The organism is Nocardia arthritidis, assembly GCF_011801145.1.
Taxonomy (GTDB): Bacteria; Actinomycetota; Actinomycetes; order Mycobacteriales; family Mycobacteriaceae; genus Nocardia; species Nocardia arthritidis_A.
Genome location: NZ_CP046172.1, coordinates 8,999,580 through 9,025,852, shown reverse-complemented (window position 1 = coordinate 9,025,852; position 26,273 = coordinate 8,999,580). Strand labels below are relative to the sequence as shown.

The following is a 26,273-nucleotide window of genomic DNA, read 5'->3' as shown; positions in this document are numbered from 1 at the left end:
GCGGTGCTCCTGCCGTGCGTGGTTCTGGCACGGACGAATCGACGACGCGTGCGTCTCGGCGGCAAGGAGGTGATGGACATGGATTACGGCGAAGACCCGTACCCGAGTAGGCGGCCACCCACATCCTGCCCAATCCACCACCGCCGCACCGGAGCGTGCCGGTAATCGGTTGTGGTGCCTGCTTTTCCGCAAAGGAGCAGATCATGACCACAGTAACCTTCCCGCGCCTGCGCGACCGCGCGCTGCTGACCGCCCTGGGCGAATCGGCCCGCCGCGCCTGGAATCGCTACCGCCTCACTCCCGAGGAGCGCCGCAACCTGGCCAAGTGCCGCGCCGAATACGCGGCCGTATTCACCGCATCCATCGGCGGCCATCCCTACTACCGCTGACGGCTGGCCGCAGCGAATTCGGCCGCGCCGCAACAGGAGTCACTGCGCGTCCAGTAGTGGCCTCCACTGGTGCCCTTAGGCGGCCATATTCAGGTCGACAACCATAGCCACAACTGGCGATGGATCAATGCCCGAGCACGTAGGTTCGCGAGTCGGTCAGTCGAGCAGTGCGCGGTATTCGGCGGTGGTCAGCGGGGGGTGGGCGGCCAGGTCGAGATTTTCTCGGACGTGGGCTCCGTCGCGCATGCCGACCAGCGCGGTGGTCAGGCCGGGGATGGAGCGGACGAATTGGATTGCGCGCTGGGCGTCCGACAGGCCGGGCATGGCGCGGGTGATCCATTGGGGGAGATCGCGACTGACTCGGCCCTGCATGAGGGCCGCGCTGGCGAGGACGGTGATACCGAGATCCGGCGCCTCGCGCAGTACGCCATTCTCCAGTGCCGGAAGGGTATCGAGCAGGCCGAGGCTGAGCGGTAGTTCGACGAAGCGGAACCGGTGCCGCTCACCGCCGACCCGCCGGGCGGTGGCGGCGAGGGTCGGTAACGACAGCAGCCCGCTGGCGAATCCGTCCCAGGTGGCGATGCCGTACCAGCCGATAAGTCCTTCGTCGGCGGCGTATTCGAGATATTCGAAGGCTCTGGTGATGCGGGAGGCGAAGATTCGCGGATCGACCACCCTGGCCTGGGTTTCCGGGTTGTGCAGGTAGTAGAGGTCGATCACGTCGAGCCCGAGGTTGCGGCGACTGCGGTCGAGTTGGTCGGCCAGGAACGAGGGCGCCAAACAGTGTGCGCCGCCGACGATTTCGTCGGCGAACGGCAGGTGGCGAGGCAGCGCGCCCGGCACCAGGAAGCCGCCTTTGCTCGCGACGAGCACCCCGTCCCTGCGGCCGTGCTCGGATTCGACGAAGTGCCGAAGTGCCGCGCCGACACAGACTTCCGAGCGCTGCCGCCGGTAGTTGAGCGAGGTGTCGATGACGTTGACGCCGTGCGCGAGCGCGTACCGGAGTGCGGCGATGTAGGCGGCGTCGACCCCGGCCGACTGCCCGCCCCGATAGGTGCCGATACCGATGGAGGACAACGAAAGTCCCTGGGCCACACGATAAAATCCGGCGGTAGAAGGTCCGGCGGCCGCGTATGCCGCGGTGCCGTCGGCCCGCGCCCCGCCCGTGAGCATGGACCCCGGCAGCGCGGGCACGCTGCGTTCGGTGACCTGCGGCTCGGGCGCGGACGGCGGATTCGCGGCGCCCGCCGCCCGCAGCACGCGTAGCTGGCTTTCCAGGATCGCCAGCTCCGAATCGCTGAGCGGCCGACCACTGCGGACCGCGTCGAGCACCGAACGCAGACCAGGGTGCTGCGCCTCCATCCGTCCGCCTTCCGTCACCGTCCGAGGTAGACCCGCAATTGCTCACTGGACAGTTCGATCATCGATCGGACCAGTTCGTCCGGTTCTCGCGTCAGGGCCAGTTCGTATCTGCGCGGACAGGCCCTGATCAGGGTTTCCGCGATGACCGCCCTGGCGGTGGTGAACCGTTCCGCCGGGGTGTCGGCATTGGTCTCCAATGCCTCGTCGAAGCCGCGCACGTCACCGTCGATGGTGGTGAGAATTGTTCGCACGGACTCGATTTCGCGGGTTATCAGGGCATCGAGCAGGCCGTCGTCGTCCGGCTCGCCGCGCGCCGCCGCCGCGGCGACGGTCGCCGCCTCGCGCCAGTATCGGTCGAGCAGCAGATGGACGAAGGATCCGGTGACCAGCGGCGGCATCAGCGCGGGGCGGATCGAATCCAACCACTCCACCAGCGTGTGCCCCGCCCGCCCGAGTTCGGGCCAGCCGCGCTGCCGCAATTGTTCGCCGAGATATTGCGCTCTGGCGATAGCGGTCTGCGGTCCGAGCATCCGCACCGGACCGAACCGTGCGGCGAATTCGCCGGATGACGCGGCGGCGCGGGCGAACAGGGTCAGATGGATATATACGTGGAACGCGGCGAGTGCGCGATGGGTGTCCCATTTGTTTCCGCCGCCGCGGTCCGGTGTGTTCCACAGCGAATGGATCAGCGGGGCATCGGATCTGGCGGCATTCGGAACCAGCAGCGAATGAGTCTGCCGTATGTCGTACAGCTGCTGGTGTAGCGATTCGTGCAACAGATGTTCGGCAACCGTCCAGACATTCGTCAAGGTACGCCGGTTGAGGAAAATCGTTCCGCTGACCTTGAATTCGGAGCTGGACCGGGTCGATTCCCAGCGGCCCTCGGGCCGGAAGATCGCGACGAGATGGGTGTGGGTGAGTGCGCTGCGAGCCACCCGGGGCAGCACCGTTTCCAATAGCCTGGTGGCCTGTATCAGCAGCGCTATTTCGTTCTCGGTCGGCGTGCACAGCGCCAGCCCGTAGTGATCGCGAACGATATCGTGAAATGCCCGGGTGACCGGCGTATTCCGGCCGTCCTCATGCCATATCCAGCCGTGGTACGGCTCGGGGCCGATGCGGTCGTCGAGTTGTGCGCCGAGTAGGCCGATACCGCCGGTGGCCAGCCGGTCCGCCGCGGCGCGCAGTATCTGCCTCGCCAGCCCGCCGTCGAGGCCGTATCGGCCGCCGTCCAGCAGTTGGACCTGCAAATGCTGTACGGCACAGCGGAATACGGTGTCGCCGAACATGCGGTAGCGCGCGTACGGGGTGGCGGCGTCCAGTGCGTCGAGTACGTCGTTGGCCAGCGGCAATCGGTAGGCGAGGCTGAGCAGCCTGCGCCGGAACGCGGCCTCCAATTGTCCGGTGAGATATCCGGAATCGCCGAACGGATGCGATACCAGCAGCTCGTCGAATTCGGATACGGGCAGCGCCGCATCCGGTGCGAGGGCATCGGTGATCGTCATTGCGGCGGCTGCTGGAGTTTGCTCGTCACCCGCTCCAGGAAACCGATCAGATCGGTGGCCGAGGATTCGTGGTGCGAGTGGTGTGAGCCCGGGGTGGAATCGCTGTGATGCTGGGTGCCTTCCTCGGTGGCCCGATTCTGCAATTGATCAATATGGGATTGCAGGCGATCGACTTCATCGGCGGTCAAACTGGCTTGTGTCCGGAGTTTGCGTAAAATTTCTTCGACGCCGGTCGGTTCCGACATGATGACCCCCTGTGGCCATGAGAATCCGATGCATCGAGGGTACTGTGCGTCTGTACCGGAAAGCGATGCATTCGGAAAGGTACTCGCTGCCCCGTTTTTCGGATCGGATCGGTGAATTCGGTCGACCGATATTCGGATTCGGGATCATTCCGGCGTATTCGACTTTCTGGTCGGTAGGTCGGACCGCCCGAGATATTTATTCCCGCATATCGAATGCTCGATATGCGGGAATCATCGGTGGTACTACCGCGCCGGGCGCACCGCGGCGTACCAGTCGAGCAGCGCCGGATCGTCTACCGCGCTGCGTTCCACGACTCGGCCCGGCTCCGCGCCCTGGAACAGCTTCTTGATCGGCACCTCCAGCTTCTTACCGGTGCGGGTGTGCGGAATACCCGGTGCGACAAGGATTTCGTCGGGCACGTGCCGCGGCGACACCTCCGTGCGAATGGTGGTGTTGATCCTGTCCTTCAGCTCGTCGGTGAGTTCGGCGCCGGGTGCGAGGACGACGAACAGCGGCATCCAATAGCCGCCGTCGGGTTGTTCCGCGCCGATCACCAGCGCCTCGGTGATCTCCGGCAACTGCTCGACGGCCTGGTAGATATCGGCGCTGCCCATCCGGATGCCGTGCCGGTTCAGCGTCGAATCCGACCGGCCGTGCACGACGATGCTGCCGCGATCGGTGATGGTGATCCAGTCGCCATGCCGCCACACACCCGGAAACACGTCGAAATATGCTTCGCGGTAACGCTTTCCGTCGGGATCGCCCCAGAAGCGCACCGGCATCGACGGCATCGGCTTGGTGATCACGAGCTCGCCGACCTCGCCGCGCACCGGTTTGCCGTCCTCGTCGAAGGCATCGATGGCGGCGCCGAGGAACGGGACCGACAGTTCGCCGGGCCATGCCGGAACGGTCGGCACACCGCCGAGGAAGGCCGAAACCACGTCGGTGCCACCGCTGATCGAGGAGACCTGGACGTGCTCACCGATATTGTCGCCCAACCAGAGGGCCGAGGAGACCGGCAGCGACGCACCGGTGATCCCGACGGTGCGCAGCGCCGACAGGTCGTGCTGGGTGCGCGGCACCGCGCCGGCCTTGATGCAGGCCAGCACATAACCCGGGCTGGTGCCGAACACCGTCGTCCCGGTCTGAGTGGCGATGCGCCACAGCGCATCCGCGGCAGGATAGGTGGGGCTGCCGTCGTAGGTGACGATCGTCGCGCCGACGAGCAGCCCGGCCAGCTGGAAGTTCCACATCATCCAGCTGGGGCTGGTGTACCAGAAGAAGGTGTCGCCGCGTCCGATATCGGCCTGCAGCGCAACGGCTTTCAAATGCTCCAGGACGACTCCGCCGTGCCCGTGCACGATACCCTTCGGCAGTCCGGTGGTGCCGGAGGAGAAGACGATCCACAGCGGGTGGTCGAAATCGACCGATTCCGTGCTGATCACGGCAAGGTCCGTGTTCTCGACCGCCTCGGCCCAGGCGAGCGTGTCCGGAACATCCAGTCCCAATTGGGAAATCGTGACGGTGGCCCGCAGCGAGCCCAAACCGGCCCGCAGCGCGGCGATATCGGCGCGCTTGTCGTGTTCCTTACCGTTGTACCGGTAGCCGTCGGCGGTGACGAGCACGGTCGGTTCCAACTGGCCGAGCCGGTCCAGCGCGGCCTTCGGTGAATAGTCCTGGCCGCAGGCACTCCACACCGCGCCGATGCTCGCGGTGGCCAGGAAGGCGATGACCGCCTCCGGGATATTGGGCAGATATCCGGCGACCCGGTCGCCGGGCCGCACCCCGAGCGAGCGCAGGGTGCGTGCGAAGGCCGTTGTACTGTCGATCATTTCGGCCCACGACAGTTCGCGCACCGAACCGTCCTCGCGGGCCTGCACGATGGCGGGCCGGTCGGTGCGGGCCTGCCGGATCACCTGATCGACGTAGTTCAGCTTCGTGCCGGGAAACCATTGCGCACCGGGCATTTCGGTGCTCGCCAGCACCTCGCCCGCGATCGGTCCGAGTTCGAAGTAATCCCATACCGCATGCCAGAAGCCGGACAGGTCGTCGATCGACCACTGCCACAGCGCGTGATAATCCGGTGCGTTCACGCCCGTGCGTGCCGCGACGAACTTCGCGAAGTCGGTGACGTTGGCGTCGGCGATGTCACGTTCGGTGGGCACCCACTGTGGTTGCACCGCAATACCTCCTGGCTCGGATCGGTCAGCGACGCTGTGCGCGCCGCAGGGTCTGTTCGGCGTGCCGCAGGACCGGGGCATCGATCATGCGGCCCTCGAAGGCGAATACGCCCCGATGGTTGGGCACCTCGTCGAGCACCCGCTGTGCCCAGGCTATTTCGTCGTCGGACGGGGCGAAGGCGGATCGGATCACCGGCAGCTGGCTCGGATGGATCGCCACCTTGACATCGAAACCCACCGCGACCGCGTCCAGCGACTCCGCCCGCAGGCCGTCGAGATCGTGGATGTCCAGATAGACCGAGTCCAAGGCGAATTTGCCGTATGCCTTCGCCGCGAGCAGCGCGGTGGACCGGACATGGCGGGCGACATCGCGGTAGCCGCCGTCGGCGTGCCTGCTGGCATGGCCGCCGAGCGCGGCGACCAGATCCTCGGCGCCCCACATGACGCCGACCGCGTTGGCGGCCCGCATGATCTGCCCGACGGTGAGCGCACCGAGCGGCGATTCGATCAGCGGGATCACCTCGTAGTCGCGCAACTCGCCGACCTGCTCGGGCGCTTCGCATTTCGGCAGCATGAGCCGCCGGTAACCGGTGCCGTCCAGCGCCGCGAGGTCCAGTAGCTGATCCGTTGTGCCCGCCGCGTTGATGCGCACAACGGTACGCGCCGGGTCGAGCCGAACCTCGCGCAGCGCGGTGCGCGCGGCGGCCTTGTCGGCCGGTGCGACACCGTCTTCCAGATCGATGATCACCACATCGGCGGCGGCCGCGGCCTTCTCGTAGCGATCCGGCCGGTCCGCCGGACAGAACAGCCAGGCCGGGCCCATCACGCCGGCATCCTGCGGACGAGGGTGCTGCGGGTGGCCGTCGCGACGATATCGCCGTGCTGGTTGCGCGCGGTGTGCGCGAGGGTCACGATGCCCTCGCCCGGACGGCTTTTCGACTCCCGTTTCTCGGTGACCACCGTCTCGGCGTACATGGTGTCGCCATGGAAGAGCGGTTTGGGAAAGGCGATATCCGCGAAGCCGAGGTTGGCCACCAGCGTGCCCTGGGTGAGCTGTGCGACCGAGAGACCGACCAGCGTGGACAACGTGAACATCGAGTTCACCAGCCGCTGGTTGAACGGCGGCTGACCGTCGGCGAACGCCGCATCCAGGTGCAGCGCTTGAGTATTCATGGTGAGCGTGGTGAAAAGGACGTTGTCGGCCTCGGTGATGGTGCGGCCGGGCCGGTGCTCGTATACGACGTCGGTTTCGAACTCCTCGTACCAGAGCCCGCGCTGCACAACCTTTTTCACAAGCCCAACTCCCGTCCGATCAGCATCAGCTGCACCTCCGTCGTGCCCTCGCCGATTTCCAGGATCTTGCTGTCGCGGTAGTGCCTGGCCACCGCGTACTCGTTCATGAAGCCGTAGCCGCCGAAGATCTGGGTCGCATCGCGGGCATTGTCCATCGCCGCCTCGCTGGCGATCAGCTTGGCGATGGACGCCTGCTTCTTGAACGGCTTGCCCGACAACATGAGTGCGGCCGCGTCGTAGTAGGCGGTGCGGGCCGCATGCGTGCGCGCCTCCATCCTGCCGATCTTGAAGGCGATGGCCTGATTGCGGCCGATGGCCTGACCGAAGGCCTCGCGTTCCCTTGCGTAGCGCACGCTTTCGTCGACGCAGCCCTGCGCCGCGCCGACCGCGAGCGCGGCGATGGCGATGCGGCCCTCGTCGAGGATGCGCAGGAAGTTGGCGTAGCCGCGGCCGCGTTCGCCGAGCAGGTTCTCCGCGGGCACCCTGACGTCGGTGAAGCTCAGCGGATGGGTGTCCGAGGCGTTCCAGCCGACCTTGTCGTATGCCGGTCCGGCGACGAAACCCGGTGTGTCCGTTGGCACCAGGATTGTCGAAATCTCCTTCTTGCCGCCGGACTGCCCGGTGACCGCGGTGACGGTGACCAATTCGGTGATGTTCGTACCGGAGTTGGTGATGAACTGCTTGCTGCCGTTGATGATCCACTCGTCACCGTCGGCGACCGCGGTGGTCCTGGTGCCGCCCGCATCGCTGCCCGCGCCGGGTTCGGTGAGGCCGAAGGCGGCCAGCGACCGGCCACTGGTGAGCCGCGGCAGCCATTCGAGCTTCTGCTTCTCGTTGCCGAAGCGGTAGATCGGCATGGCGCCCAACGAGACTCCCGCCTCGAGGGTGATGGCGACGCTCTGGTCGACCTTGCCGAGTTCCTCCAGCGCCAGGCACAGCGCGAAGTAGTCGCCGCCCATGCCGCCGTACTCCTCGGGGAACGGCAGGCCGAACAGGCCCATCTCGGCCATCCCGGCCACCACCTCGTAGGGGAAGGTGTGGTTGGCGTCGTGTTCGGCGGCGACGGGTGCGACGACCTGCTTGGCGAAATCGCGCACGGTCATGGCCAGATCGCGGTACTCGTCCGGCAGGCTGCCGGTGGACAGGAAGTCAGTCATGTGGAAGTTCCTTCTCGCTCAATGGTTTCGGAGGTCTGCGCGCCGTTCGGCTCGGTCGCGGCGACGATGCGGGCCAGCACCTGGTCGAGGCGCACCTGGGCGCCCGGTTCCACCAGCAGTTCGACGGTGCCCGCGACGGGTGCGGTGAGCGAATGCTCCATCTTCATCGCCTCGACCACGACGATCGGCGCGCCCGCGGCCACCGCGGCGCCGGAGGCGACCGGCACCGCGATCACCGAACCCGGCATGGGACTGCGGATTTCGGCATCGCCGACGTGTTCGGCGCCGCCGCGCACATCGGCCTCGGCGACCTCGCGCAGCAGCGCCGCGCCGGACCGGCTTGCCACCCAGAGCAGGTCGCCCGCCTCGGCGACCCGGTAGGCGCGGCGCACACCGTCGAGCGTCAGCGTGAGGCCATCGGGGGTGAGAGCCGCTGTGAGCGGCCGTGATTCGCCGTTACCGACCCGGACCCGCGCGGCATCGGGGGCGCCGGTGAGGTAGACGTGCTCGGTGCGATCGCCCGCGGCCAGCCGCAGCGCGGTGGGCGCGGGATCACCGACCCGCCAGCCGGACGGCACCGCCCACGGATCGGCGGGCGCACTCGGCCAGCGCCGCAGCCAGTGGTATGCGGCGGCGGCGATGAATTCGGGATCGGCGACCGCGACGGGGGTGAAGTCGCCGACTCTGCGGTCGAGCAGGCCGGTATCGAGCCGGCCCGCCGCGACATCGGCGTCGGCGAGCAGGAAGCGCAGGAACTCGATATTGGCGGTGACCCCGAGCAGAACCGTATCGGCAAGCGCCCGATCGAGTTTCGCCAGTGCGGCGGTGCGGTCGGCGCCGTGCGCGACGATCTTCGACAGCATCGGGTCGTAATCGCTGCCGACCACCGTGCCGACGGCGAGGCCCGAATCCACCCGCACACCATCGCCTTCCGGCTCGTCGAGCGCGAGCACCGTGCCGCCGGTCGGCAGGAAGCCGCGGCCGGGATCCTCGGCGTAGACCCGCGCCTCGATCGCGTGGCCGACCATCCGGATATCGTGTTGCGCCACCGCGAGTTTCTGCCCGGAGGCCACCCGGACCTGGCATTCCACCAGATCGACACCGGTTACCAGCTCGGTGACCGGATGTTCCACCTGCAGGCGGGTATTCATCTCCATGAAGAAGAACTCGTCGGGCCGATCCGCCGAGACGATGAATTCGACGGTGCCCGCACCGACATAGTCGACGCTGCGCGCGGTGTTGCACGCCGCAGCGCCGATCCGGGCACGTGTCTTGGCGTCGAGCAGCGGCGAAGGCGACTCCTCGATCACCTTCTGATGCCTACGCTGCAAACTGCATTCGCGCTCGCCGAGGTGCAGCACGTTGCCGAATTGGTCGGCGAGCACCTGAACCTCGATGTGCCGGGGACGGGTGACGAACCGCTCCAGGAAGAGGGTGTCGTCACCGAATGCCGCGGCGGCCTCGCGGCGCGCGGAGGCCAGCGCGGCGGGCAACTCGTCCGGCCGGTCGACCCGGCGCATACCCTTGCCGCCGCCGCCCGCGGATGGTTTCACCAGCACCGGATAGCCGACTTCCGCTGCGGCATCGATCAATTCGGCATCGGTGAGGCCGGGTCTCGCGATACCGGGTACCACCGGTACGCCGAAGGCCGAAACGGTGTTCTTGGCGGCGATCTTGTCACCCATGATCTCGATCGCCTTGGTCGGTGGACCGAGGAAGACGATTCCGGCGTCCTCCAGCGCCGCCGCGAACGCGGCGTTCTCGGACAGGAATCCGTAGCCGGGATGGACGGCCTGCGCGCCGGTGCGCACGGCGGCGTCGACGACTTTATCGATGGCGAGGTAACTTTCGCGCGCGGGCGCGGGTCCGAGCCGGACCGCGATATCCGCCTCGCGTACGTGCCTGGCCTGCGCGTCGGCGTCGCTGTACACCGCGACGGACCGAATTCCCATGGCGCGCAGTGTTTTCATCACGCGCACCGCGATCTCGCCGCGGTTGGCGACCAGTACGGTGTCGAACCGGACGGGATGGGTCTTGTTCATCATCGCGATCACATCCGGAATACGCCGTAGGAAACGGGTTCGAGCGGCGCCTGTGCGCACACCGAAAGGGCAAGTCCGAGCACGGTTCTGGTATCGGCCGGGTCGATGACGCCGTCGTCCCAGAGCCGGGCCGTCGAATAGTAGGGGTTGCCCTGGTTCTCGTACTGTTCGCGGATCGGCGCCTTGAACGCCTCCTCGTCCTCGGCCGACCACGGCTGACCATTGCCGTCGAGCTGATCGCCGCGCACGGTCGCGAGCACCGAGGCGGCCTGCTCGCCGCCCATCACCGAGATCCTGGCATTCGGCCACATCCACAGGAATCGGGGCGAATACGCGCGCCCGCACATGGAGTAATTGCCCGCGCCATACGATCCGCCGATCACTACGGTGAGCTTCGGCACCCGGGCGCAGGCCACCGCGGTGACCATCTTCGCGCCGTGTTTGGCGATACCGCCCGCCTCGTAGTCGCGCCCGACCATGAACCCGGTGATGTTCTGCAGGAACAGCAGCGGGATCTTGCGCTTGTCGCACAGTTCGATGAAATGCGCGCCCTTCATGGCGGATTCGCTGAACAGCACGCCGTTGTTGGCCACGATGCCGACCGGATGGCCGTGGATCCTGGCGAATCCGGTTACCAGCGTTTTGCCGTATTCGGCCTTGAACTCGTGAAAACCGTGCTTGCCGTCGACAATTCGGTCGATCACCGCATGCACGTCGTACGGGGTCCGCAGATCGACCGGCACCACGTCGTACAGTTCGGCCGGTGGCGCGCTCGGTTCGCTGCTCGGCAGCACTTGCCACGGCGCGGCCGGGCGCGGGCCGAGGGTGGCGACGATGCGGCGCACGATGCGCAGCGCGTCGCGGTCGTCCTCGGCCAGATGGTCGGTGACTCCGGAAGTGCGCGAGTGCAATTCGCCGCCGCCGAGCTCCTCCGCGCTGACCACCTCGCCGGTCGCGGCCTTCACCAGCGGTGGACCGCCGAGGAAGATGGTGCCCTGGTTGCGCACGATGACGGCCTCATCGCTCATCGCGGGCACGTACGCGCCGCCAGCGGTGCACGAGCCGAGCACCGCGGCGATTTGCGGAATCCCCTTGGCGCTCATGGTCGCCTGGTTGTAGAAGATGCGGCCGAAATGTTCGCGGTCGGGGAATACCTCGTCCTGGTGCGGCAGGTGCGCGCCACCCGAATCGACCAGGTACAGGCAGGGCAACTCGTTCTGCAGCGCGATTTCCTGTGCGCGCAGATGCTTTTTCACCGTCATCGGGTAGTACGTGCCGCCCTTGACCGTCGCGTCGTTGGCGACGATGACGCATTCGCGGCCGGATACCCGCCCGATGCCGGTGATGACGCCCGCGCCCGGACATTCGTCGCCGTACATGCCGGTGGCGGCGAGCGGTGACAGCTCAAGGAACGGGCTGCCCGGATCGAGCAATTCGTCCACCCGCTCGCGCGGCAGCAGTTTGCCGCGCGCCACATGCCGCTCCCTGGACTTGGCCGGTCCGCCGAGCGCCGCCGCGGCCAGTCGCGCGCGCAGGTCGCCGACCAGCGATCGGTGCGCCGTGCGGTTGTCGACCTGTTCGGTAAGTGTCATCCCGCTTGCCTTTCGGGGTGTGGTCGCCGCCTCGTGGGTGCAGGTCGGGCGCCCGCCTGCGATCCTGCCCTCAGTTAGTGGCCGATAACTGGAATCCAGGTTAATCTTGACTAACCAAGATGTCCAGGTCGGGCGAGAGGAGCGGTTGTGACCAGCATAGATCCGGTCGCGCCGACCCGGCGCGAGCAAATGAAGGCGCAGCGGCGGCGACAACTGCTGGATGCGGGGGCCCGGTTGATCGCGGAGCGCGGCTTCCTCGGTATGCGCCTCGACGACCTCGGCGCCGCGGCCGGGATCAGCGGGCCGGCGGTGTACCGGCACTTCCCGAACAAGGAGGCGCTGCTGGTCGAGCTGCTGGTCGGGGTCAGTCGCCGACTGCTCGATGGCGGCAAAGCCGTTGCGGCGGAGAATACTTCGGCATCCGACGCGCTCTCCGGGTTGATCGAGTTCCACCTGGACTTCGCCTTCGGCGAGCCGGAACTGATCCGGATCCAGGATCGCGACCTGGAGAACGTGCCGGTGGTCGCCCGCCGCGAAATCCGGCGCACCCAGCGTCAATACGTCGAGGTCTGGGTCGGCGTGCTGCGTGAGCTGCACCCCGGTCTACCGGAGGAGGCGGCGCGGGTCAGGGCGCACGCGGCCTTCGGTCTGCTGAACTCCACGCCGCACAGCGCGCCGCCGACCACCGCCGCCAAGGCCCGTCCGATCCTGCGGGAGATGGCACTGGCGGCGCTGCGCTGAGCTCACCGGGCGCTCCAGCCGCCGTCCATGGTGTACGACGCGCCGGAGACCATGCCCGCGCTCGGCGATGCGAGCCAAACCGAAAGTGCCGCGACCTCTTCCGGCTCTACCAGCCGCTTGATCGCGCTCTCGGTGAGCAGGATCTTGTCGAGCACCTCCTGCTCCGGAATGCCGTGCGCACGGGCCTGATCGGCGATCTGCTTGTCCACCAACGGCGTCCGCACATATCCGGGATTGACGCAATTGCTCGTGACGCCGTGCGGGCCGCCCTCCAGCGCGGTCACCTTCGACAGGCCCTCCAGCCCGTGCTTGGCGGTGACATAGGCGGCCTTGTACGCCGAGGCCCGAAGGCCGTGCACCGACGAGATATTGATGATCCGGCCGAAGCCCCGCGCGTACATATGCGGCAGGGCCGCCCTGATGAGGAGGAACGGTACCTCCACCATCAAGGCGAGCAGCCTGCGGAACTGTTCCGGCGGAAAGTCCTGGATCGGGTCGATGCGCTGGACCCCGGCGTTGTTCACCAGGATGTCGACCTCCAGCCGCAGGTTTTCCAGCGCCTCGACATCGAGAAGGTCCACCGCCCACGCCTTTCCGCCGAGCTCGCGGGCCAGCCGTTTGGCGCCGACGTCGTCGATATCGGCGATGGTGACCTCGGCGCCGCGCGCGGCGAATGCCCGCGCACATGCCGCCCCGATGCCGCTGGCTCCGCCGGTTATCAGTGCGGAACGTCCTGCCAGCTCACGTGTTTCGGTCACCTCGGCACCTTTCGTCGGATTCGGACTCATTTGGCGGCGGCCCGCACGGGTAGGCCGGTGTGGCCGGCGGCGTCGGCCTGGTCGATCGAAATAAGCGAGAAACCCTTTGTCTCCCTTGCGAACAGCACCGCGATCACGGTGATCAGCGCGGATCCGGCCAGATACCAGGCGATCGGCACCGAGGACCTGTAGTCCTCCAGCAGCCGGACCGCGATGATCGGCGCGAGCGAACCCGCGACGATCGAGGTCACTTGATAGCCCAGGGACACACCGGAATACCGCATCCGCGTCGGGAACATCTCGGCCATCAACGCGGGCTGGCCCGCGTACATCATGGCGTGGAACACCAGGCCGATGATGATGGCCGCCATGATCAACGCGTAATTGCCGCTGTCCATCATCGGGAAGGCGAAGAAGCCCCAGGTGCCCGCCGTGACGCCGCCGACGAAATACACCGGGCGCCTGCCGAATCGATCGCTGAGCCGGCCGACCAGCGGGATCACCGTGAAGTGCACGGCGTGCGCGATCAGCAACCACCACAGGATATTCGTGGTGTCGGCGTGCACCTGCGTCTTGAGGTAGGTGATGGAGAAGGTGACGACCAGGTAGTAGACGACGTTCTCGCCGAAGCGCAGCCCCATCGCGGTGAAAACGCCACGAGGGTAACGCCGTAACACCTCGACCACGCTCAGTGAGGTCTTCTTCAGCTGTTCGGCCTCCCGCTGGGCCTGGACGAAGATCGGTGCGTCGGTGATCTTGGTGCGGATGTAGTAGCCGATCAGCACCACCACCGCGGACAGCCAGAACGCGACGCGCCAACCCCAGGACAGGAATGCGGCATCGGATTGCGTCGAGGTGAGCGTCAGCAGCACGATGGTGGCGAGCAGGTTGCCCATCGGCACACCCGCCTGCGGCCAGCTGGCCCAGAAGCCGCGGCTGCGGTCGGGGGAGTGTTCGGCGACCAGCAGCACCGCGCCGCCCCATTCGCCACCCACCGCGAAGCCCTGCACGAAGCGCAGGACGACCAGCAAAGCCGGTGCGAGATAACCGACTTGGTGATACGTCGGCAGACAGCCCATCAGGAAGGTCGACGCACCGACCAGCACCAGGCTGAGCTGCAGCAGCTTCTTGCGGCCGAATTTGTCGCCGTAGTGGCCGAAGACGACGCCGCCGAGCGGGCGGGCCGCGAAACCCACCGCGTAGGTGATGAAGGCGGCCATGATGCCGTCGAGATCGCTGCCGCCGGTCTTGAAGAAGACCTTGTTGAACACCAGCGTCGCGGCCGTGCCGTAGAGGAAGAATTCATACCATTCGACGATCGTGCCCGCCATGGACGCGGCCACCACCCTACGTAAATTGGTGGGCGCAAAGGTATCTCGCACACTCATCGAACCGCTCCTCCATGATCTGGGCCACACCGCAAGCACATTGTGATGGCCCACACATAACCGTGATTGGGAAGAGTATTCGTGCAGATTTATACGTCCGCAATGCCCAGATTCGCACCCGGTATCTGCAAGAATGCAGATGTGAGCGCGCCACGCCGGATACCTAACGCCGACGATCTGCTCGTACTGCTCGCGGTCGGCCGGACCGGACGGTTCGTCTCCGCGGCGACCGAACTCGGCATCAACCACACCACCATCTCGCGGCGCATCACGGCGCTGGAACAGGTCTTGGGCGGGCGGGTACTCACCCGGGTCGGCGGCGCGTGGGAGCTGACCGAACTCGGGCGCGAGGCGCTCACCGCGGCCGAGGCGGTGGAGACGGCGGTGAAATCGCTTGCCGCATCGGGTGATCGGGAGTTGGAAGGGGTGGTCAGGCTTTCCGCGACCGACGGTTTCTGTGCCTATATCGCCGCGCCCGCGGCCGCCGCGGTGCAACGGTCGCATCCGAAAATCGGTGTCGAGATCGTCGCCATCACCCGGCGGATCTCGCAGCAGCGCTCCGGACTCGATCTCGAGGTGATGGTCGGCCAGCCACAGGTCCATCGCGCCACCGCGACTCGGCTCGCCGACTACTGCCTCGGGTTGTACGGCTCGCGAGACTACCTGCGGGAGTGCGGAATACCGCAGAGCATCGATGAACTGGCCGACCGTCCGCTCATCTATTTCATCGATACGATGCTCCAGGTCGACGATTTGGATATGGCTCGCACCTTCGCCCCCGCGATGCGTGAATCCGTAACGTCCACAAATGTTTTCGTGCACGTGGAGGCAACGCGGGCCGCCGCCGGGCTGGGCCTGCTGCCCTGCTTCATGGCCGATCGGCACGACGATCTGGTTCGTGTGCTGCGTGACGAGGTTTCGATTCGGCTCTCGTATTGGATGGTGGCGCGGCCGGAGACGCTGCGGCGGCCCGAGGTCGCGGCGGTGGTCGACGCGATTCGCGCTCGGGTGCGTGAGCAGCGGGGGATGCTGCTCGGGTCACCCGCCGAAGATTGAGCTGGTTGCCGGTGGGGCCCAGCACGTTTCGCCGGTGTGCTGAGCCCATCGCCGGAAGCGGTATCAATCGGCCTCGACAGTGGGGAAGAGGCGTTGACCGGTGACCGACCACACGGTCGTGAGCTTCCCGTCGACGACGTCGAACATGTCGATGCCGCTCAACTTGCGCCGGTCCGGGAGTTCGGCATACCAGCGGATCGCGAAACTCCCGGCGCCTGTCTCGTCGAGAGCGCCCGCGGCGGGGCCGTCGACGACGAATCGGACGCCCGGTTTGGTGGCGTGGTATTCGTGCAGGAATTCCACGAATTGGGCTGGGCCGGTGACCTTGTCGCCTCGGTGCGGTCCATCCGCCGGTGCGGCGGCCGCGAAGAATATGCGGAAATCATTGGCGCACAGACGATTTGCGAGGTCGAACGATCCGTTCCACAGGTCGGTCCACCAGGCGGCCAGTTGGTCGGCGGTGACGGGCGAGATGGTGGTCATGCTGCTCCTGATGCTTCGGCCGCTCCGGACGAGCGGTGTGCGTTCAGGATTCAGTGCGCGCGCGACAACGGTATGTCCGTGATCGACGCCACATCTATCCACCTGCCGTCGCCGGTCGGGATCTCCGACAGATCGATATTCCGCTGCGGCGCCGGTTCATCCGTTATCGATGCGCTCGCGATCCGATCCAGGCGGAAGCCGCGCACGCCGTCGCGCAGACGGCACCACGCGTAGAGATACCAGTGTTCGCCGGACAGCAGTGCCACCGGCTCGACCGGCCGAACCGTGCGTTCACCGTTGCGATCGAGATACTCGAGCCGCAGCAGCCGCCTGCCGATGATCGCCTCGAGCACCTGCGGCGGCACCGGCGCCAGATCCTGCGGTATCAACCGCACCCGATCGGTGAGTTCCGCTGCCTGCGCGCGGTTTTCGTCCGGCAGCGCCGCGAGCACCTTGTGCACCGCCGAGCGCGCCGCGCCCGCGAACGGGCTCCCGTTCAGCATTGGCAACGCGACCAGCAATGCCGCCGCCTCCGCCGGCGTCAACGCCACCGGCCCCAACGTCCGTCCCCGCTCGATCGCATATCCGCCCGCGGGCCCCGGCAGCGCCACGATCGGCAACCCGGCCTGCTCCAACGCCGCGATATCCCGCACGATCGTCCGCGTCGTCACCCCCAACCGCGCCGCCAACTGCTTGGCCGTGCGCGGCCGCGGACTATAAGCCCGCAACTCCTCGGCAAGCGCATACAGCCGCTCGGTTTTCGTCACCCCTCGATTGTCGCGCACTTCACCGACACGGTGAACCGGTCCAGGACGGAACCATTCGGTGGATGCGGTTTGGCTGTTCGCGCCGCTGGACATGATCTCTGGGCCAAAGGTGCCAACGATGGCCGACCCGGAGTGCATCCTCCCCTTGTACATCCAATTCAGTAGTGTGCCTTCACACTTCGAAAAGGGGAAAATAGTGAAAGGTCGAAACTTACCTTTTGCAGCCGGTGGTGTAGTCACGTTGGTGGTAGTTGGTGCCGCAGTTGCGCCCGCAGGCATGGACGGGTCCTGTTAATCGCGACGAAGACGACATTGTGCGACAACGGGTTTCTGTTTTCGCAGATAACGAAACGGCGTGATGTCAATGCCGACGAATGCAAATGAGGATGATATGGGCTGGCCGAGCGGACGACGTTACGCGGACTACCACGGTCGCGAGACGATACGTGGTCGAGTGATCGGCTTGTGGCGAGCGCTGACTCGCCCGAGGCCTCGTCGGAGGAAGTTGCATCCGGACGATACTGGTGGCGGCTACCAACTGGATCGTGAGATGGGTTGGTGGACAGTGCGGCCCGTGCGCGGTTTCCGTTCGCGGCGCTGGATCAGCAAACCGATATACGCGACACGGGCGATTCCGGGTGACGATCGCGAAGCGGCGCTTACCTGGATGGGCAAGCAGTTGGGTATCTATTGACCGGCAAGAGTGACTAGGAAGGTGCTCACGGCATGTGTTGCCGTGAGCACCTTGCGTTCAAGCCGACCGTAAAGATTGCGGAGTCGGTGCAATGCGCAATTGGGCAAACGTTAATTGCGCGCGCAACCTGGGGCGGGCGGACGGCCCGAGAAACGGTCGCCGAGGTAGTTGAAGGCGGTGGGGAGGTCAGCGGCGGCGCCGAGGTGGGTGGGGATGGCGGTGCGGGTGTATGTGATGGATGCGCCTGCGGCGCACCAGGTGTCGACGAGATGGTCGGTGCCGGCGATCGGGAGGATGTTGTCGCCGGTCGAGTGCCAGATGAATGCTGGGGTACTTGGAGCTGTTCGGCCCAGTTGCATGCTGTCCAGGGCGGCGGCCAGGCGCGGGTTGCTCGCGATGTCCTGCTGGGTGGTGAACTGGTCCATTCGCTGGAAGGCGAGGCTCTGGAAGTCGGTGCCGCAGGCGGATGCGAATTGGGCCAGCACCGCCTTGCCTCGATCGTTGAGCAGGGCGGGGACATCGAGTTCTGGATGGTTGTGGTCGATCGCGGCCAGCATGAGCAGCGCCAAGCCGAAGGAGGGTCCGCCGTCGACGGATCGGATCATTTCGCGGGGTTCGGTGGGGATGCCGCCGGCGGCGAAGCCGGCGAAATGGAGTTCCGGCGCGTAGCTCGGTTGTTGCTCCATCGCCCATGCGGTGGCGAAGGCGCCTGCGGAATAGCCCATGGCCCCGAGCGGGGAGTCCGGTGTGAGCCCGTCGGCGCCGAAGGCGCGAGCGGCGCGGACCGCGTCGAGCACCTGGTGCGCGGCCTGCGGGCCGTCGAGGAACCGCTCCTGCGGCCCTTGGTAATCGGGTATGACGACGGCCCAGTTGCGTTGCAGCGCAATGGCTGTCACCGGGGCCTCGGCGTTGGCGTTATCGATGCCCGCGCCGAGCCCGGCCCGGATCGAATACGAAGGGGCGCAGCGGCTTCCGATGCTGTCGATGGCGAGCTGGTAGGAGACCAGCGGGCGAGCGCCCGGGCCGGTCCAGGGCGTGACGGGCACCAGAACGGTTGCCACGCCGGTCGTCGGGCCGCCGTGCGAATCGAGCGATTTGTACTGCACCTGCCAGGACTTGACCGGCAGCGGCAGGCCGCCGGGCGCAATCTCTCGCGATTTCAGGATCGCGCCGTTCGGACTTGCGCCGAGGTCGGCGGGTGCCGCGTAGAACGGGTCGGCCGTTGGGTCCGGAACCGCCTGTGCCGCGGTTGTTCCCGCACCGGCCACGCAGCAGGCGAACCCGGCCGCGAGGACCGCGCTGCCGAAAAGCCTTCTGATCACACCATTTCCTGCCTGGTCATGAGCATTGCGCTCGTTTTCTCATGAGTTCACCGGGTCGAGTCGTTCGGCTCGACATCGCCGACATCGCGGGTCGGCCGGGCAAGTCCGGTTATCCATAGTCGAAAACCAACGCAGGTGTGCGTGCTCATCGCTGGACATCCAAGACCAAGCGCCCCCGCGATAGGTGCGGATTCGGCAAAATACCCGGTACCGCAAGGAGGTTGTGCGGCGTTTCGTCGATACCGACACGCCGTGGCGCATCGATGATGCGCCGTGATCGGGCGGTGATCGCGAAGTTATGCGCGCGTGAAACGGATATACCGACCGTTCTCGATCAAGTAGGCGATCCGTTGCCACGGATCGAAACCCCTTGGCAGAAGGACGAATTAACAAATGAAAACCATTTCTCGGATTGCCGCGGGTGTGCTGCTGACCGCCGCGGCGCTGCTCTCGGCCGCACCCGCGCAAGCCGACACCGGGTCGAGTGGATCCGGCCCGGCGGTCCCGCAACCGAACCCGAACCCCAGCCGCGGCGCGTCGAGCGCCACGGGAAGCTGTTCCGGTTCGGTCGACCGGCCCTTCCGCAACGGCGGCTACTTCTATGCGCGTACCTATCAGTGGGCCAGCCCCGACTTCGACGGCAATGTCGGCACCTGGGAAAACCACGACTTCAGCTTCATGGGCTTCCTCGACGGCGCCGAAAAGTCGCGGATGCTCGGTGCCCGCGACGGCAAGTGGATCATCTACCGCGCCAGCGATTTCGACCTCGCCGTCCCCTACGTTTCGGGTTCCGGCCTCTACCTGCTCGAGAACACCGACCGCTGGGGCAACCGCGACAGCCGCTACAGCGATCTCGACGATCGCAACGGCAATTTCGATTGGAAGAAGCTCTGCGACTACTGATGTCGATCAGGTGCCGCGGATCGATGATCCGCGGCGCCGCATTCAGCCGGTGCTCGCATCTCGGGAGAAATCAGATCGCACCCTGCTCGCGGGCGCGGGCCACCGCCGAGGTTCGGGAGCGCACCCCGAGTTTGGCGTAGATGTGCACGAGATGGGATTTGACGGTGGTTTCGCTGAGGAACAATTCCTTGGCGATTTCGCGGTTCGCGCGACCGTCGGCGACGAGGCGGAGCACCTCTATTTCGCGGGGGCTCAACGTGGTGTCGGCCCGGCGGACCCTTGTCATGAGTTTGGAGGCGACCGCCGGTGAGAGGACGGATTCGCCCGCCGCCGCCGATCGAACCGCGGCGAGCAATTCCGGGGGCGGGGTGTCTTTGAGGATGTAGCCGCAGGCGCCCGCCTCGATGGCGCTGAGGATATCGGCGTCGGTGTCGTAGTTGGTGACCACCAGGACATTCGGTGGTTTCGGGAGGGCGCGCAGCTCAGCGGTGGCCTCGACGCCGGAGCGGCCGGGGCCGAAACTCAGGTCCATCAGCACCAGATCTACCGGGGTGGTGGCGCAAAAGGCAACGGCCGCTTCGGCTGTGGGGACATCGCCGAGTACCTCGATATCGGTGCTGCCGTCGAGGATGGCACGTAGGCCCGCGCGGACGATGGCGTGATCGTCGGCGAGCAGCAGCCGGATCATCGGTGTGCCTCATTGGTCGAATTCGGTACGGGCGGATCGGTACTCGCCTGTTGTGCGTCGGATTCGATTGTGTCGTAGTCGATTCTGTCGGACAATGTGCCATCCAGCGGAAAGGTCACGGTGACGGCGGTGTGCCCCGGCTCGGACTCCACCGTCATGGTGCCGCCCTGCTGTTCGACGCGGCTGCGCATGGCGGCCAGCCCGAATGTTCCGGATGGGCTGCGATCCAATACCGCAGGGTCGATGCCGATCCCGTCGTCGACCACATCGAGGTGGATATCGTCGTCGTAGGTCAGGGTGAGACGCATACGGCTGGCGTGGGCGTGCCGAATGACATTCGATACCGCACCCTGCGCGATCCGGACCAGGGCGGCCTCGATCGCCATCGGCAGCCGCTCCGGCGTGCCCTCGACCACCAGCTGCGTGCTCAGTCCTGGTCCCTCGGCGCGGCGGCAGATCCGTTCCAGGGCCTGCGCCAACGACTTTCCCTCCAATGCCGCGGGCGCCAATTCGGCGATGAGCATTCGGGTTTCGGCCAGATTCTCGGCGGCGGTCTCCCGGGCCAACCGGATCTGTTGCAGCGCAGGATGATCCGGGGCGGACTGCTCCGCCGCATGCAGCAGCAGTTGGATGCTGCTCAGTCCCTGTGCGACGGTGTCGTGTATCTCCTTGGCCAGCCGCTCCCGCTCGGCCAGTTTGCCCGCCGTGCGTTCCTGTTCCGCGAGAGTCGCTCTGGTGCTGAGTAATTCGTCGATCAACCGCTGACGTTCCGCCGATTCGCGGAACAGCGCCTGATAGCCGAGCCCGATACCGACGGCGACGGCCGCACCGATGATCGGCCCGACCGCCCCGGCGACCGACCATCCGCGATGCAGGCCGAATCCGGTCACCGCCACCGCGGTCGCCGCCGCCACCGCGACCAGGCTCCACGGCCGTGCCATCAGGTGCAGATAGAGGAAGAACAGGCCGAACGCGAGGTATCCGGCGTCGGGCGCCGCGACGACCAACCCGAGCCACAGCACGGTGAGCATCAGCAACCAGAGCGGAATTCGGCTGCTGAACCAGCGGCCCGCGAAGTAGACGGCGAGGAATCCCGCGGTGAGCGCGACGGTCGCCACCGGATGCGCCGCGCCGGGCAGCATCCCGCGCACCGCGACCACCACGGCCAGCGTCGTCACCAGCACATGCAGCCCGATGTGGAGCGCGGTGAAGACAGGGGTGAGCGGCGACGAGTGCACCCTGCCAGCTTATGTGCGGCAACCGGGCGGGCATCCATCGAAAGGTGTAAAACGCCGCCCAACCTTCTATGGCCCGCGGTTCCTTCCGGAGCGCGATGGCGCGGACCGGATCCGGCGCAACAGTTGAGGCATGTTCGTCGCACTACGAGATCTGCGGGCCGCGCGCGGCAGATTCCTGCTCATCGGCCTGGTCGTCACGCTGGTGGCGCTGTTGGTGAGTTTTCTGAGCGGGCTCACCGCCGGGCTCGCCCACCAGAATATTTCCGCGATCGATTCGCTGCGCGCCGATGCCGTCGTCTTCGCCGATACGGGGGCGAAACCGTCGTTCGACGCTTCGGCGCTGACGGCGCAGCAGGTCGATATCTGGCGTCGGGCGGCAGGTCCGAACGGAACCGTCGATCCGATCGGCATCGGTCATGGGCAGGTCGCTCTCGCGGGGCGGGCTCCGACGCAGGTCGCGCTGTTCGGCGCGGCGGGCACGGCCTTCGGCAACCGCATCGCAACCCAACCCGGGACGGTTGTGCTGAGCTCCGGCGCGGCCAAGGCTCTGCCTGCGAAAGCTGGTGATTCGATCACCGTCGACGGCCGTGACTTCCGGATCGATGCGGTCGGCGGCGACGACTGGTACAGCCATACGCCCGTCGTCTGGATGACGCCCGCCGACTGGCAGGCGGTGAGCCCGCGCGGCGGGGCGGCGACGGTGCTCGCGGTATCGGGCGTGCCGGATATGGCCGCGGTCGATGCCGCCGCGCACACCACATCCACCAGCGTCCCCGGTTCGCTGTCGGCGTTGAGCGCCTATCAGGCCGAAAACGGTTCGCTCACTGTGATGACGGTGTTGCTGTTCGCCATTTCGGCGCTGGTGATCGGCGCCTTCTTCACCGTGTGGACGGTGCAGCGGCAGCCCGATATCGCGACGCTGAAGGCGCTGGGCGCGACCACCGGTTCGCTGGTGCGGGACGCGCTGGCGCAGGCCGCGATCGTGCTCGCCGCCGGGGTCGGGATCGGGCTCGGAATCACCGTTGCCGCAGCAGGTTTCATGGGTGACGCGCTGCCTTTCGTGCTGAGCCCGGCGACGACGGTGCTGCCCGCCGCCGCCCTGATCGTGCTCGGCCTGCTCGGCGCCGCCTTCGCGCTGCGCTTCCTGTTCACCACCGACCCGCTCATCGCCCTCGGCGCTGCGCGCTGATTTCGAGGAAAATATGACTGCCACAAGACTTTCCGTCGAAGAAGTAATGCTCACCTACCCGGATGGCGCCGGTCGCCTCACCGCACTCGATCGGGTGGATCTGACCGTGCGGGGCGGTGAGATCGCGGCCATCACCGGGCCATCCGGGTCCGGGAAATCGAGCCTGCTCGCCGCCGTGTCCACCTTGATCCGGCCGGATTCGGGTCGCATAGTGCTCGAAACATCCGACGGCTCAGTCGATCTCGCACGGGTCGGCCGCCGGGAGGCCGCCGCCCTGCGCCGCGACTCCATCGGCATCGTCTTTCAGCAGCCGAACCTGATCCCGGCGCTGACCGCCGTCGAACAGCTGGAGGCGATGGTCCATCTGGGCCAGCGGCTCTTCACATCTCGTGCGGTGCGTCGCGAAACCCGTTACCGGGCAATGGAACTACTCGACGCCGTCGGCCTCGCCAACCAGCACCATAAGCGCCCCGCCCAGCTCTCCGGCGGTCAACGCCAGCGCGTCAACATCGCCCGCGCCCTCATGAACGATCCGGCCCTGCTCGTCATCGACGAGCCGACCAGCGCCCTCGACACCGAACGCGGTTCCGCCATCATCGATCTCATCCTCGACGTGGTCCGCGACCGCGGCGCCGCAACCCTCCTGGTCACCCACGACCGCACCCATCTGCACCGAATGGACGCGGTCTACACGATGATCGACGGCCACCTCACCCCCGCCCCCGTCCGCACAGCCGAAGTCGCCTGAGCCGGCACTAGGCCGCGATGCTTACCTGGACGTGTCCGCCGAAGGCCTGCGCGATCTTCTCGAGCGTGGAGAGGGTCGGAACCACATCCCCTGCCTCGAGCCTGCTGATCGCGTGTTGCTTCAACCCCGAACGGTGCGCGAGTTCGGTTTGCGTCCAGCCCCTTGCCTCGCGCGCTTCCCGGACGGTTTTCCCTATCTGGTAGGCGATCTCAGCGTTCCGATAGGCGGTCTGGTACTCCGGAGTGGCGCGCACTTCGGCGCTTCTACGATCGAATTCTTCCTGTGTGACCATGGTTGGGTCGCTGCCTTTCAAAGCGTGATGATGTGCTCGTAGGTGCGGTCGTGCTGTGCTTCGCAAAGCTTGCGGGCGAGCTTCGCCCGCTCGACCTCCCGCATCTCCCGTTGCCGCTGTTTGATGAAAGCCGTCAACATGATGATGAGCGGCCCGCCTGGAAACCAGTACGTGATGCGTGCTTGTTGACTGGTGGACAGTGCGAATCGGAGTTCGCGTACTCCGTCGCCGAGGTTGCGGCTATACGGCTCGCCGAGGGTCGGTCCTTGTTCGGCAAGTAGGCATGCACGATGGTCGGCCGCCGCTCGACCGGCCGGATCTAGCTGATACAAGAACTCGACCACTTCGGGTTCGGCAAGAATCTCGTATAGCACCCAGCAAATTTATCACATCTGTGTGATAGTAACCCCCAAGACCGCCCGGCAATTTTGGGAGAGCCTTATGTCGATCGGCACGTACAAGTACAAGAGCGAGTTCGCCCGCCGCTACTTCTCCGAGGGCAAGGAGAAGGGCATAGCGAAGGGCAAGCTTGAAGAAGCGGCCAAACTGTTGCTAGTGGTGCTACATGAGCGAGGTATTCGAGTCACGAAGAAGGCCGAGGCTCGCATCAACGAGTGTCAAGACCTCGGTCAGCTCGAAACCTGGATCTTCCATGCGGCTTCAGCCAACAACCTTGCCGAGGTAAGGATCAGTTAGCGGGTACGCCAAATGGGCGCTGTCGGCGAAGCCGTCGTCAGTCCCGCGCATGGCCGGAGCGAATGCGGAGACACGCCTGACGGGTCGCGCGCGTACCGACGCGTCGGTCGGAAAGCTGGGGTGTTGGTTACTACGCTCAACCCCATGACCTCACTATCCGATCCGCGGGTTCGCGAGTTCTTGAGCTTCGGCACTCGTACGGGCAAGGTCGCGTTCACGGCGAAGGATGGGCGGCCGGTGGTTTCGCCGGTGTGGTTCGTGGTGGAGGGGGAGGAGATCGTGTTCAACACGGGGAAGGCGACGGCGAAGGGGCGGGCGTTCGCGCGGGACGGTCGGATCGCGCTGGTTGTCGATCATGAGGCGGAGCCGTATCCCTCGGTGCAGGTTCAGGGGACGGTGACGCTGTCGGAGGATCCGGACGAGCTGCTGCGGACCGCGACCGCGATCGGCGGCCGGTATATGGGGGCGGATCGGGCGGAGGAGTTCGGGAAACGCAACGGTGTGCCGGGGGAGCTGGTGGTGCGGTTGCGGCCGACGAAGGTGATCGCGAACTTCAACGCGACGGCGTAGCACGGGCAACCGCATACACTCACCCGCATGACCGTGCATTTCATCGGGGCCGGGCCGGGTGCGGCGGACCTGCTCACCGTGCGCGCGGTCAACCTGCTACGCGATTCGCCGGTCTGTCTCTATGCCGGAACGTATCTCGACCCGGAGGTGCTCGCGCACTGCGCGCCCGACGCCGAGCTGATCGACACCCAGCACCTCGACCTGGATCAGATCACCGCGCACCTGGTGGCGGCCGATGCGGCGGGTAAGGATGTCGCGCGCCTGTGTTCCGGTGACCCATCGATCTATTCGGCGCTGACCGAGCAGACCCAACGCCTGGACCGGCACGGCATTTCGTGGGATGTCACCCCGGGTGTCCCGGCCTATGCCGCGGCGGCCGCGCTGCTCGGCGCCGAACTCACCGTGCCCGAGGTGGTGCAGTCGGTGGTGCTGACCCGAACCCATGCGCGGTCGACGGCGATGCCGGAGACCGAGGCGCTGCGGAATTTCGCGCACACCCGCGCGACCCTGGTGCTGCATCTGGCGGTCACCCGGATCCGCGCGCTCGCCGCGGAGCTGGCGCCGGAGTACGGACCGGACTGCCCGGCGGCGGTCGTCTACCGAGCCAGTCAGCCGGAGCAGTTGATCCTGCGCGGCACCCTCGCGGATATCGCCGAGCGGACCGAGGCCGCCGGATTGAAACAGGCCGCGGTGATCCTGGTCGGCCGGGCACTCGCTGAGTCGTTGTCCTGCACCCGATCTCACCTCTACGATCCGGCGCGCGTTCGCCGTCATTGAGCCGCCCGGTGTGATGTGTCGGCGGTCACATCCGTGATCGTCGACTCCCGGAAGGGATTCCGCCTGGTCTGATACGTCCTTGCTATGGAGGGTGGTTGGTGGGTGTCGGTGGGCAACGGTAGATTAGGTCGGTGGTCAGCTGCGAGATTCCCGGTGATGCCGGTCGGTGGGCGATGGGTGTGTACAGGCCCATGTAACGA

General features: G+C 66.4%; 28 protein-coding genes. 10 read left to right on the top strand and 18 right to left on the bottom strand.

Going from position 1 to position 26,273, the window contains the following annotated elements; translation table 11 throughout:
* Positions 1-203 precede the first annotated feature (203 nt).
* Complete coding sequence (locus tag F5544_RS40855) at positions 204-389, top strand: hypothetical protein (protein ID WP_167478093.1); 186 nt, start codon at positions 204-206, stop codon at positions 387-389.
* A 156-nt stretch (positions 390-545) separates the two neighbouring features.
* On the opposite strand, the gene F5544_RS40850 is transcribed toward F5544_RS40855, so the two are convergent.
* The 9 genes from F5544_RS40850 to F5544_RS40810 form a co-directional block, all read right to left on the bottom strand.
* The gene (locus F5544_RS40850) at positions 546-1,751 is read right to left on the bottom strand and encodes an aldo/keto reductase (RefSeq protein ID WP_167478092.1); all 1,206 of its coding nucleotides are present in this window, start codon (positions 1,749-1,751) and stop codon (positions 546-548) included.
* A 14-nt stretch (positions 1,752-1,765) separates the two neighbouring features.
* Positions 1,766-3,253: an aKG-HExxH-type peptide beta-hydroxylase gene (locus F5544_RS40845; protein ID WP_167478091.1), complete on the bottom strand. Its 1,488-nt coding sequence runs from the start codon at positions 3,251-3,253 to the stop codon at positions 1,766-1,768.
* A complete protein-coding gene (locus F5544_RS40840) occupies positions 3,250-3,498 on the bottom strand; it encodes a hypothetical protein (RefSeq protein ID WP_167478090.1) in 249 nt (82 codons plus the stop codon). The genes F5544_RS40845 and F5544_RS40840 overlap by 4 nt, the downstream gene beginning before the upstream one ends.
* A gap of 243 nt (positions 3,499-3,741) precedes the next feature.
* Positions 3,742-5,679: an acetoacetate--CoA ligase gene (locus F5544_RS40835; RefSeq protein ID WP_238846924.1), complete on the bottom strand. Its 1,938-nt coding sequence runs from the start codon at positions 5,677-5,679 to the stop codon at positions 3,742-3,744.
* 25 nt (positions 5,680-5,704) lie between these two features.
* On the bottom strand, positions 5,705-6,502 hold the full coding sequence (locus tag F5544_RS40830; RefSeq protein ID WP_167479841.1) for an HpcH/HpaI aldolase/citrate lyase family protein: 798 nt from the start codon (positions 6,500-6,502) through the stop codon (positions 5,705-5,707).
* Positions 6,502-6,972 carry a MaoC family dehydratase gene (locus F5544_RS40825; RefSeq protein ID WP_167478088.1) on the bottom strand — a complete coding sequence of 157 codons (471 nt, stop codon included), beginning with the start codon at positions 6,970-6,972 and terminating at the stop codon, positions 6,502-6,504. Before F5544_RS40825 ends, F5544_RS40830 begins: the two co-directional genes overlap by 1 nt.
* A complete protein-coding gene (locus F5544_RS40820; protein WP_167478087.1) occupies positions 6,969-8,129 on the bottom strand; it encodes an acyl-CoA dehydrogenase family protein in 1,161 nt (386 codons plus the stop codon). Before F5544_RS40820 ends, F5544_RS40825 begins: the two co-directional genes overlap by 4 nt.
* Positions 8,126-10,174: a biotin carboxylase N-terminal domain-containing protein gene (locus F5544_RS40815; protein WP_167478086.1), complete on the bottom strand. Its 2,049-nt coding sequence runs from the start codon at positions 10,172-10,174 to the stop codon at positions 8,126-8,128. The genes F5544_RS40820 and F5544_RS40815 overlap by 4 nt, the downstream gene beginning before the upstream one ends.
* 5 nt (positions 10,175-10,179) lie before the next feature.
* Positions 10,180-11,763 (bottom strand): carboxyl transferase domain-containing protein, encoded by a 1,584-nt coding sequence (locus F5544_RS40810; protein WP_167478085.1) that lies wholly within the window; start codon positions 11,761-11,763, stop codon positions 10,180-10,182.
* A 189-nt stretch (positions 11,764-11,952) separates the two neighbouring features.
* On the opposite strand from F5544_RS40810, the gene F5544_RS40805 reads away from it, so the two are divergent.
* Positions 11,953-12,504: an SACE_7040 family transcriptional regulator gene (locus tag F5544_RS40805; RefSeq protein WP_167479840.1), complete on the top strand. Its 552-nt coding sequence runs from the start codon at positions 11,953-11,955 to the stop codon at positions 12,502-12,504.
* A 2-nt stretch (positions 12,505-12,506) separates the two neighbouring features.
* Here the strand turns inward: F5544_RS40805 and F5544_RS40800 are convergent, their stop codons facing one another.
* Positions 12,507-13,262: a 3-hydroxybutyrate dehydrogenase gene (locus tag F5544_RS40800; protein WP_238846923.1), complete on the bottom strand. Its 756-nt coding sequence runs from the start codon at positions 13,260-13,262 to the stop codon at positions 12,507-12,509.
* 26 nt (positions 13,263-13,288) lie between these two features.
* Entirely contained in the window at positions 13,289-14,650 is a 1,362-nt protein-coding gene (locus F5544_RS40795) for an MFS transporter (protein WP_167478083.1), read from the bottom strand.
* 102 nt (positions 14,651-14,752) lie between these two features.
* Here F5544_RS40795 and F5544_RS40790 point away from each other — a divergent pair, with 102 nt between their 5' ends.
* Complete coding sequence (locus F5544_RS40790; RefSeq protein WP_167478082.1) at positions 14,753-15,706, top strand: LysR family transcriptional regulator; 954 nt, start codon at positions 14,753-14,755, stop codon at positions 15,704-15,706.
* Positions 15,707-15,769: 63 nt separating this feature from the next.
* On the opposite strand, the gene F5544_RS40785 is transcribed toward F5544_RS40790, so the two are convergent.
* Positions 15,770-16,189, bottom strand: a complete 420-nt coding sequence (locus tag F5544_RS40785) for an ester cyclase (RefSeq protein WP_167478081.1) — start codon at positions 16,187-16,189, stop codon at positions 15,770-15,772.
* A gap of 50 nt (positions 16,190-16,239) precedes the next feature.
* Entirely contained in the window at positions 16,240-16,956 is a 717-nt protein-coding gene (locus tag F5544_RS40780) for a helix-turn-helix transcriptional regulator (protein ID WP_167478080.1), read from the bottom strand.
* A gap of 550 nt (positions 16,957-17,506) precedes the next feature.
* Here F5544_RS40780 and F5544_RS40775 point away from each other — a divergent pair.
* Positions 17,507-17,650 carry a hypothetical protein gene (locus tag F5544_RS40775; protein ID WP_167478079.1) on the top strand — a complete coding sequence of 48 codons (144 nt, stop codon included), beginning with the start codon at positions 17,507-17,509 and terminating at the stop codon, positions 17,648-17,650.
* Positions 17,651-17,760: 110 nt separating this feature from the next.
* Here the strand turns inward: F5544_RS40775 and F5544_RS40770 are convergent, their stop codons facing one another.
* Positions 17,761-18,972 carry a lipase family protein gene (locus F5544_RS40770; protein WP_167478078.1) on the bottom strand — a complete coding sequence of 404 codons (1,212 nt, stop codon included), beginning with the start codon at positions 18,970-18,972 and terminating at the stop codon, positions 17,761-17,763.
* Between the two features lie 393 nt (positions 18,973-19,365).
* On the opposite strand from F5544_RS40770, the gene F5544_RS40765 reads away from it, so the two are divergent.
* Positions 19,366-19,875: a hypothetical protein gene (locus F5544_RS40765; protein WP_167478077.1), complete on the top strand. Its 510-nt coding sequence runs from the start codon at positions 19,366-19,368 to the stop codon at positions 19,873-19,875.
* Between the two features lie 70 nt (positions 19,876-19,945).
* Here the strand turns inward: F5544_RS40765 and F5544_RS40760 are convergent, their stop codons facing one another.
* Positions 19,946-20,563, bottom strand: a complete 618-nt coding sequence (locus tag F5544_RS40760) for a LuxR C-terminal-related transcriptional regulator (protein WP_167478076.1) — start codon at positions 20,561-20,563, stop codon at positions 19,946-19,948.
* Positions 20,560-21,801 (bottom strand): sensor histidine kinase, encoded by a 1,242-nt coding sequence (locus F5544_RS40755; protein WP_167478075.1) that lies wholly within the window; start codon positions 21,799-21,801, stop codon positions 20,560-20,562. The genes F5544_RS40760 and F5544_RS40755 overlap by 4 nt, the downstream gene beginning before the upstream one ends.
* A gap of 130 nt (positions 21,802-21,931) precedes the next feature.
* On the opposite strand from F5544_RS40755, the gene F5544_RS40750 reads away from it, so the two are divergent.
* Both F5544_RS40750 and F5544_RS40745 read left to right on the top strand, forming a co-directional pair.
* On the top strand, positions 21,932-22,990 hold the full coding sequence (locus F5544_RS40750; protein ID WP_167478074.1) for an ABC transporter permease: 1,059 nt from the start codon (positions 21,932-21,934) through the stop codon (positions 22,988-22,990).
* 13 nt (positions 22,991-23,003) lie between these two features.
* On the top strand, positions 23,004-23,738 hold the full coding sequence (locus tag F5544_RS40745) for an ABC transporter ATP-binding protein (RefSeq protein ID WP_167478073.1): 735 nt from the start codon (positions 23,004-23,006) through the stop codon (positions 23,736-23,738).
* A gap of 7 nt (positions 23,739-23,745) precedes the next feature.
* Here the strand turns inward: F5544_RS40745 and F5544_RS40740 are convergent, their stop codons facing one another.
* Positions 23,746-24,051 (bottom strand): helix-turn-helix domain-containing protein, encoded by a 306-nt coding sequence (locus tag F5544_RS40740; protein WP_203217463.1) that lies wholly within the window; start codon positions 24,049-24,051, stop codon positions 23,746-23,748.
* Complete coding sequence (locus tag F5544_RS40735) at positions 24,048-24,404, bottom strand: type II toxin-antitoxin system RelE/ParE family toxin (RefSeq protein WP_167478072.1); 357 nt, start codon at positions 24,402-24,404, stop codon at positions 24,048-24,050. The genes F5544_RS40740 and F5544_RS40735 overlap by 4 nt, the downstream gene beginning before the upstream one ends.
* A 67-nt stretch (positions 24,405-24,471) precedes the next feature.
* On the opposite strand from F5544_RS40735, the gene F5544_RS40730 reads away from it, so the two are divergent.
* The 3 genes from F5544_RS40730 to cobM all read left to right on the top strand — a co-directional run bounded on the left by F5544_RS40730 (position 24,472) and on the right by cobM (position 26,073).
* Positions 24,472-24,726 carry a hypothetical protein gene (locus tag F5544_RS40730; RefSeq protein WP_167478071.1) on the top strand — a complete coding sequence of 85 codons (255 nt, stop codon included), beginning with the start codon at positions 24,472-24,474 and terminating at the stop codon, positions 24,724-24,726.
* A 144-nt stretch (positions 24,727-24,870) separates the two neighbouring features.
* Entirely contained in the window at positions 24,871-25,296 is a 426-nt protein-coding gene (locus F5544_RS40725; protein WP_167478070.1) for a PPOX class F420-dependent oxidoreductase, read from the top strand.
* Positions 25,297-25,323: 27 nt separating this feature from the next.
* The gene (gene cobM / locus F5544_RS40720; RefSeq protein ID WP_167478069.1) at positions 25,324-26,073 is read left to right on the top strand and encodes a precorrin-4 C(11)-methyltransferase; all 750 of its coding nucleotides are present in this window, start codon (positions 25,324-25,326) and stop codon (positions 26,071-26,073) included.
* The last annotated feature ends 200 nt before the right edge of the window (positions 26,074-26,273 follow it).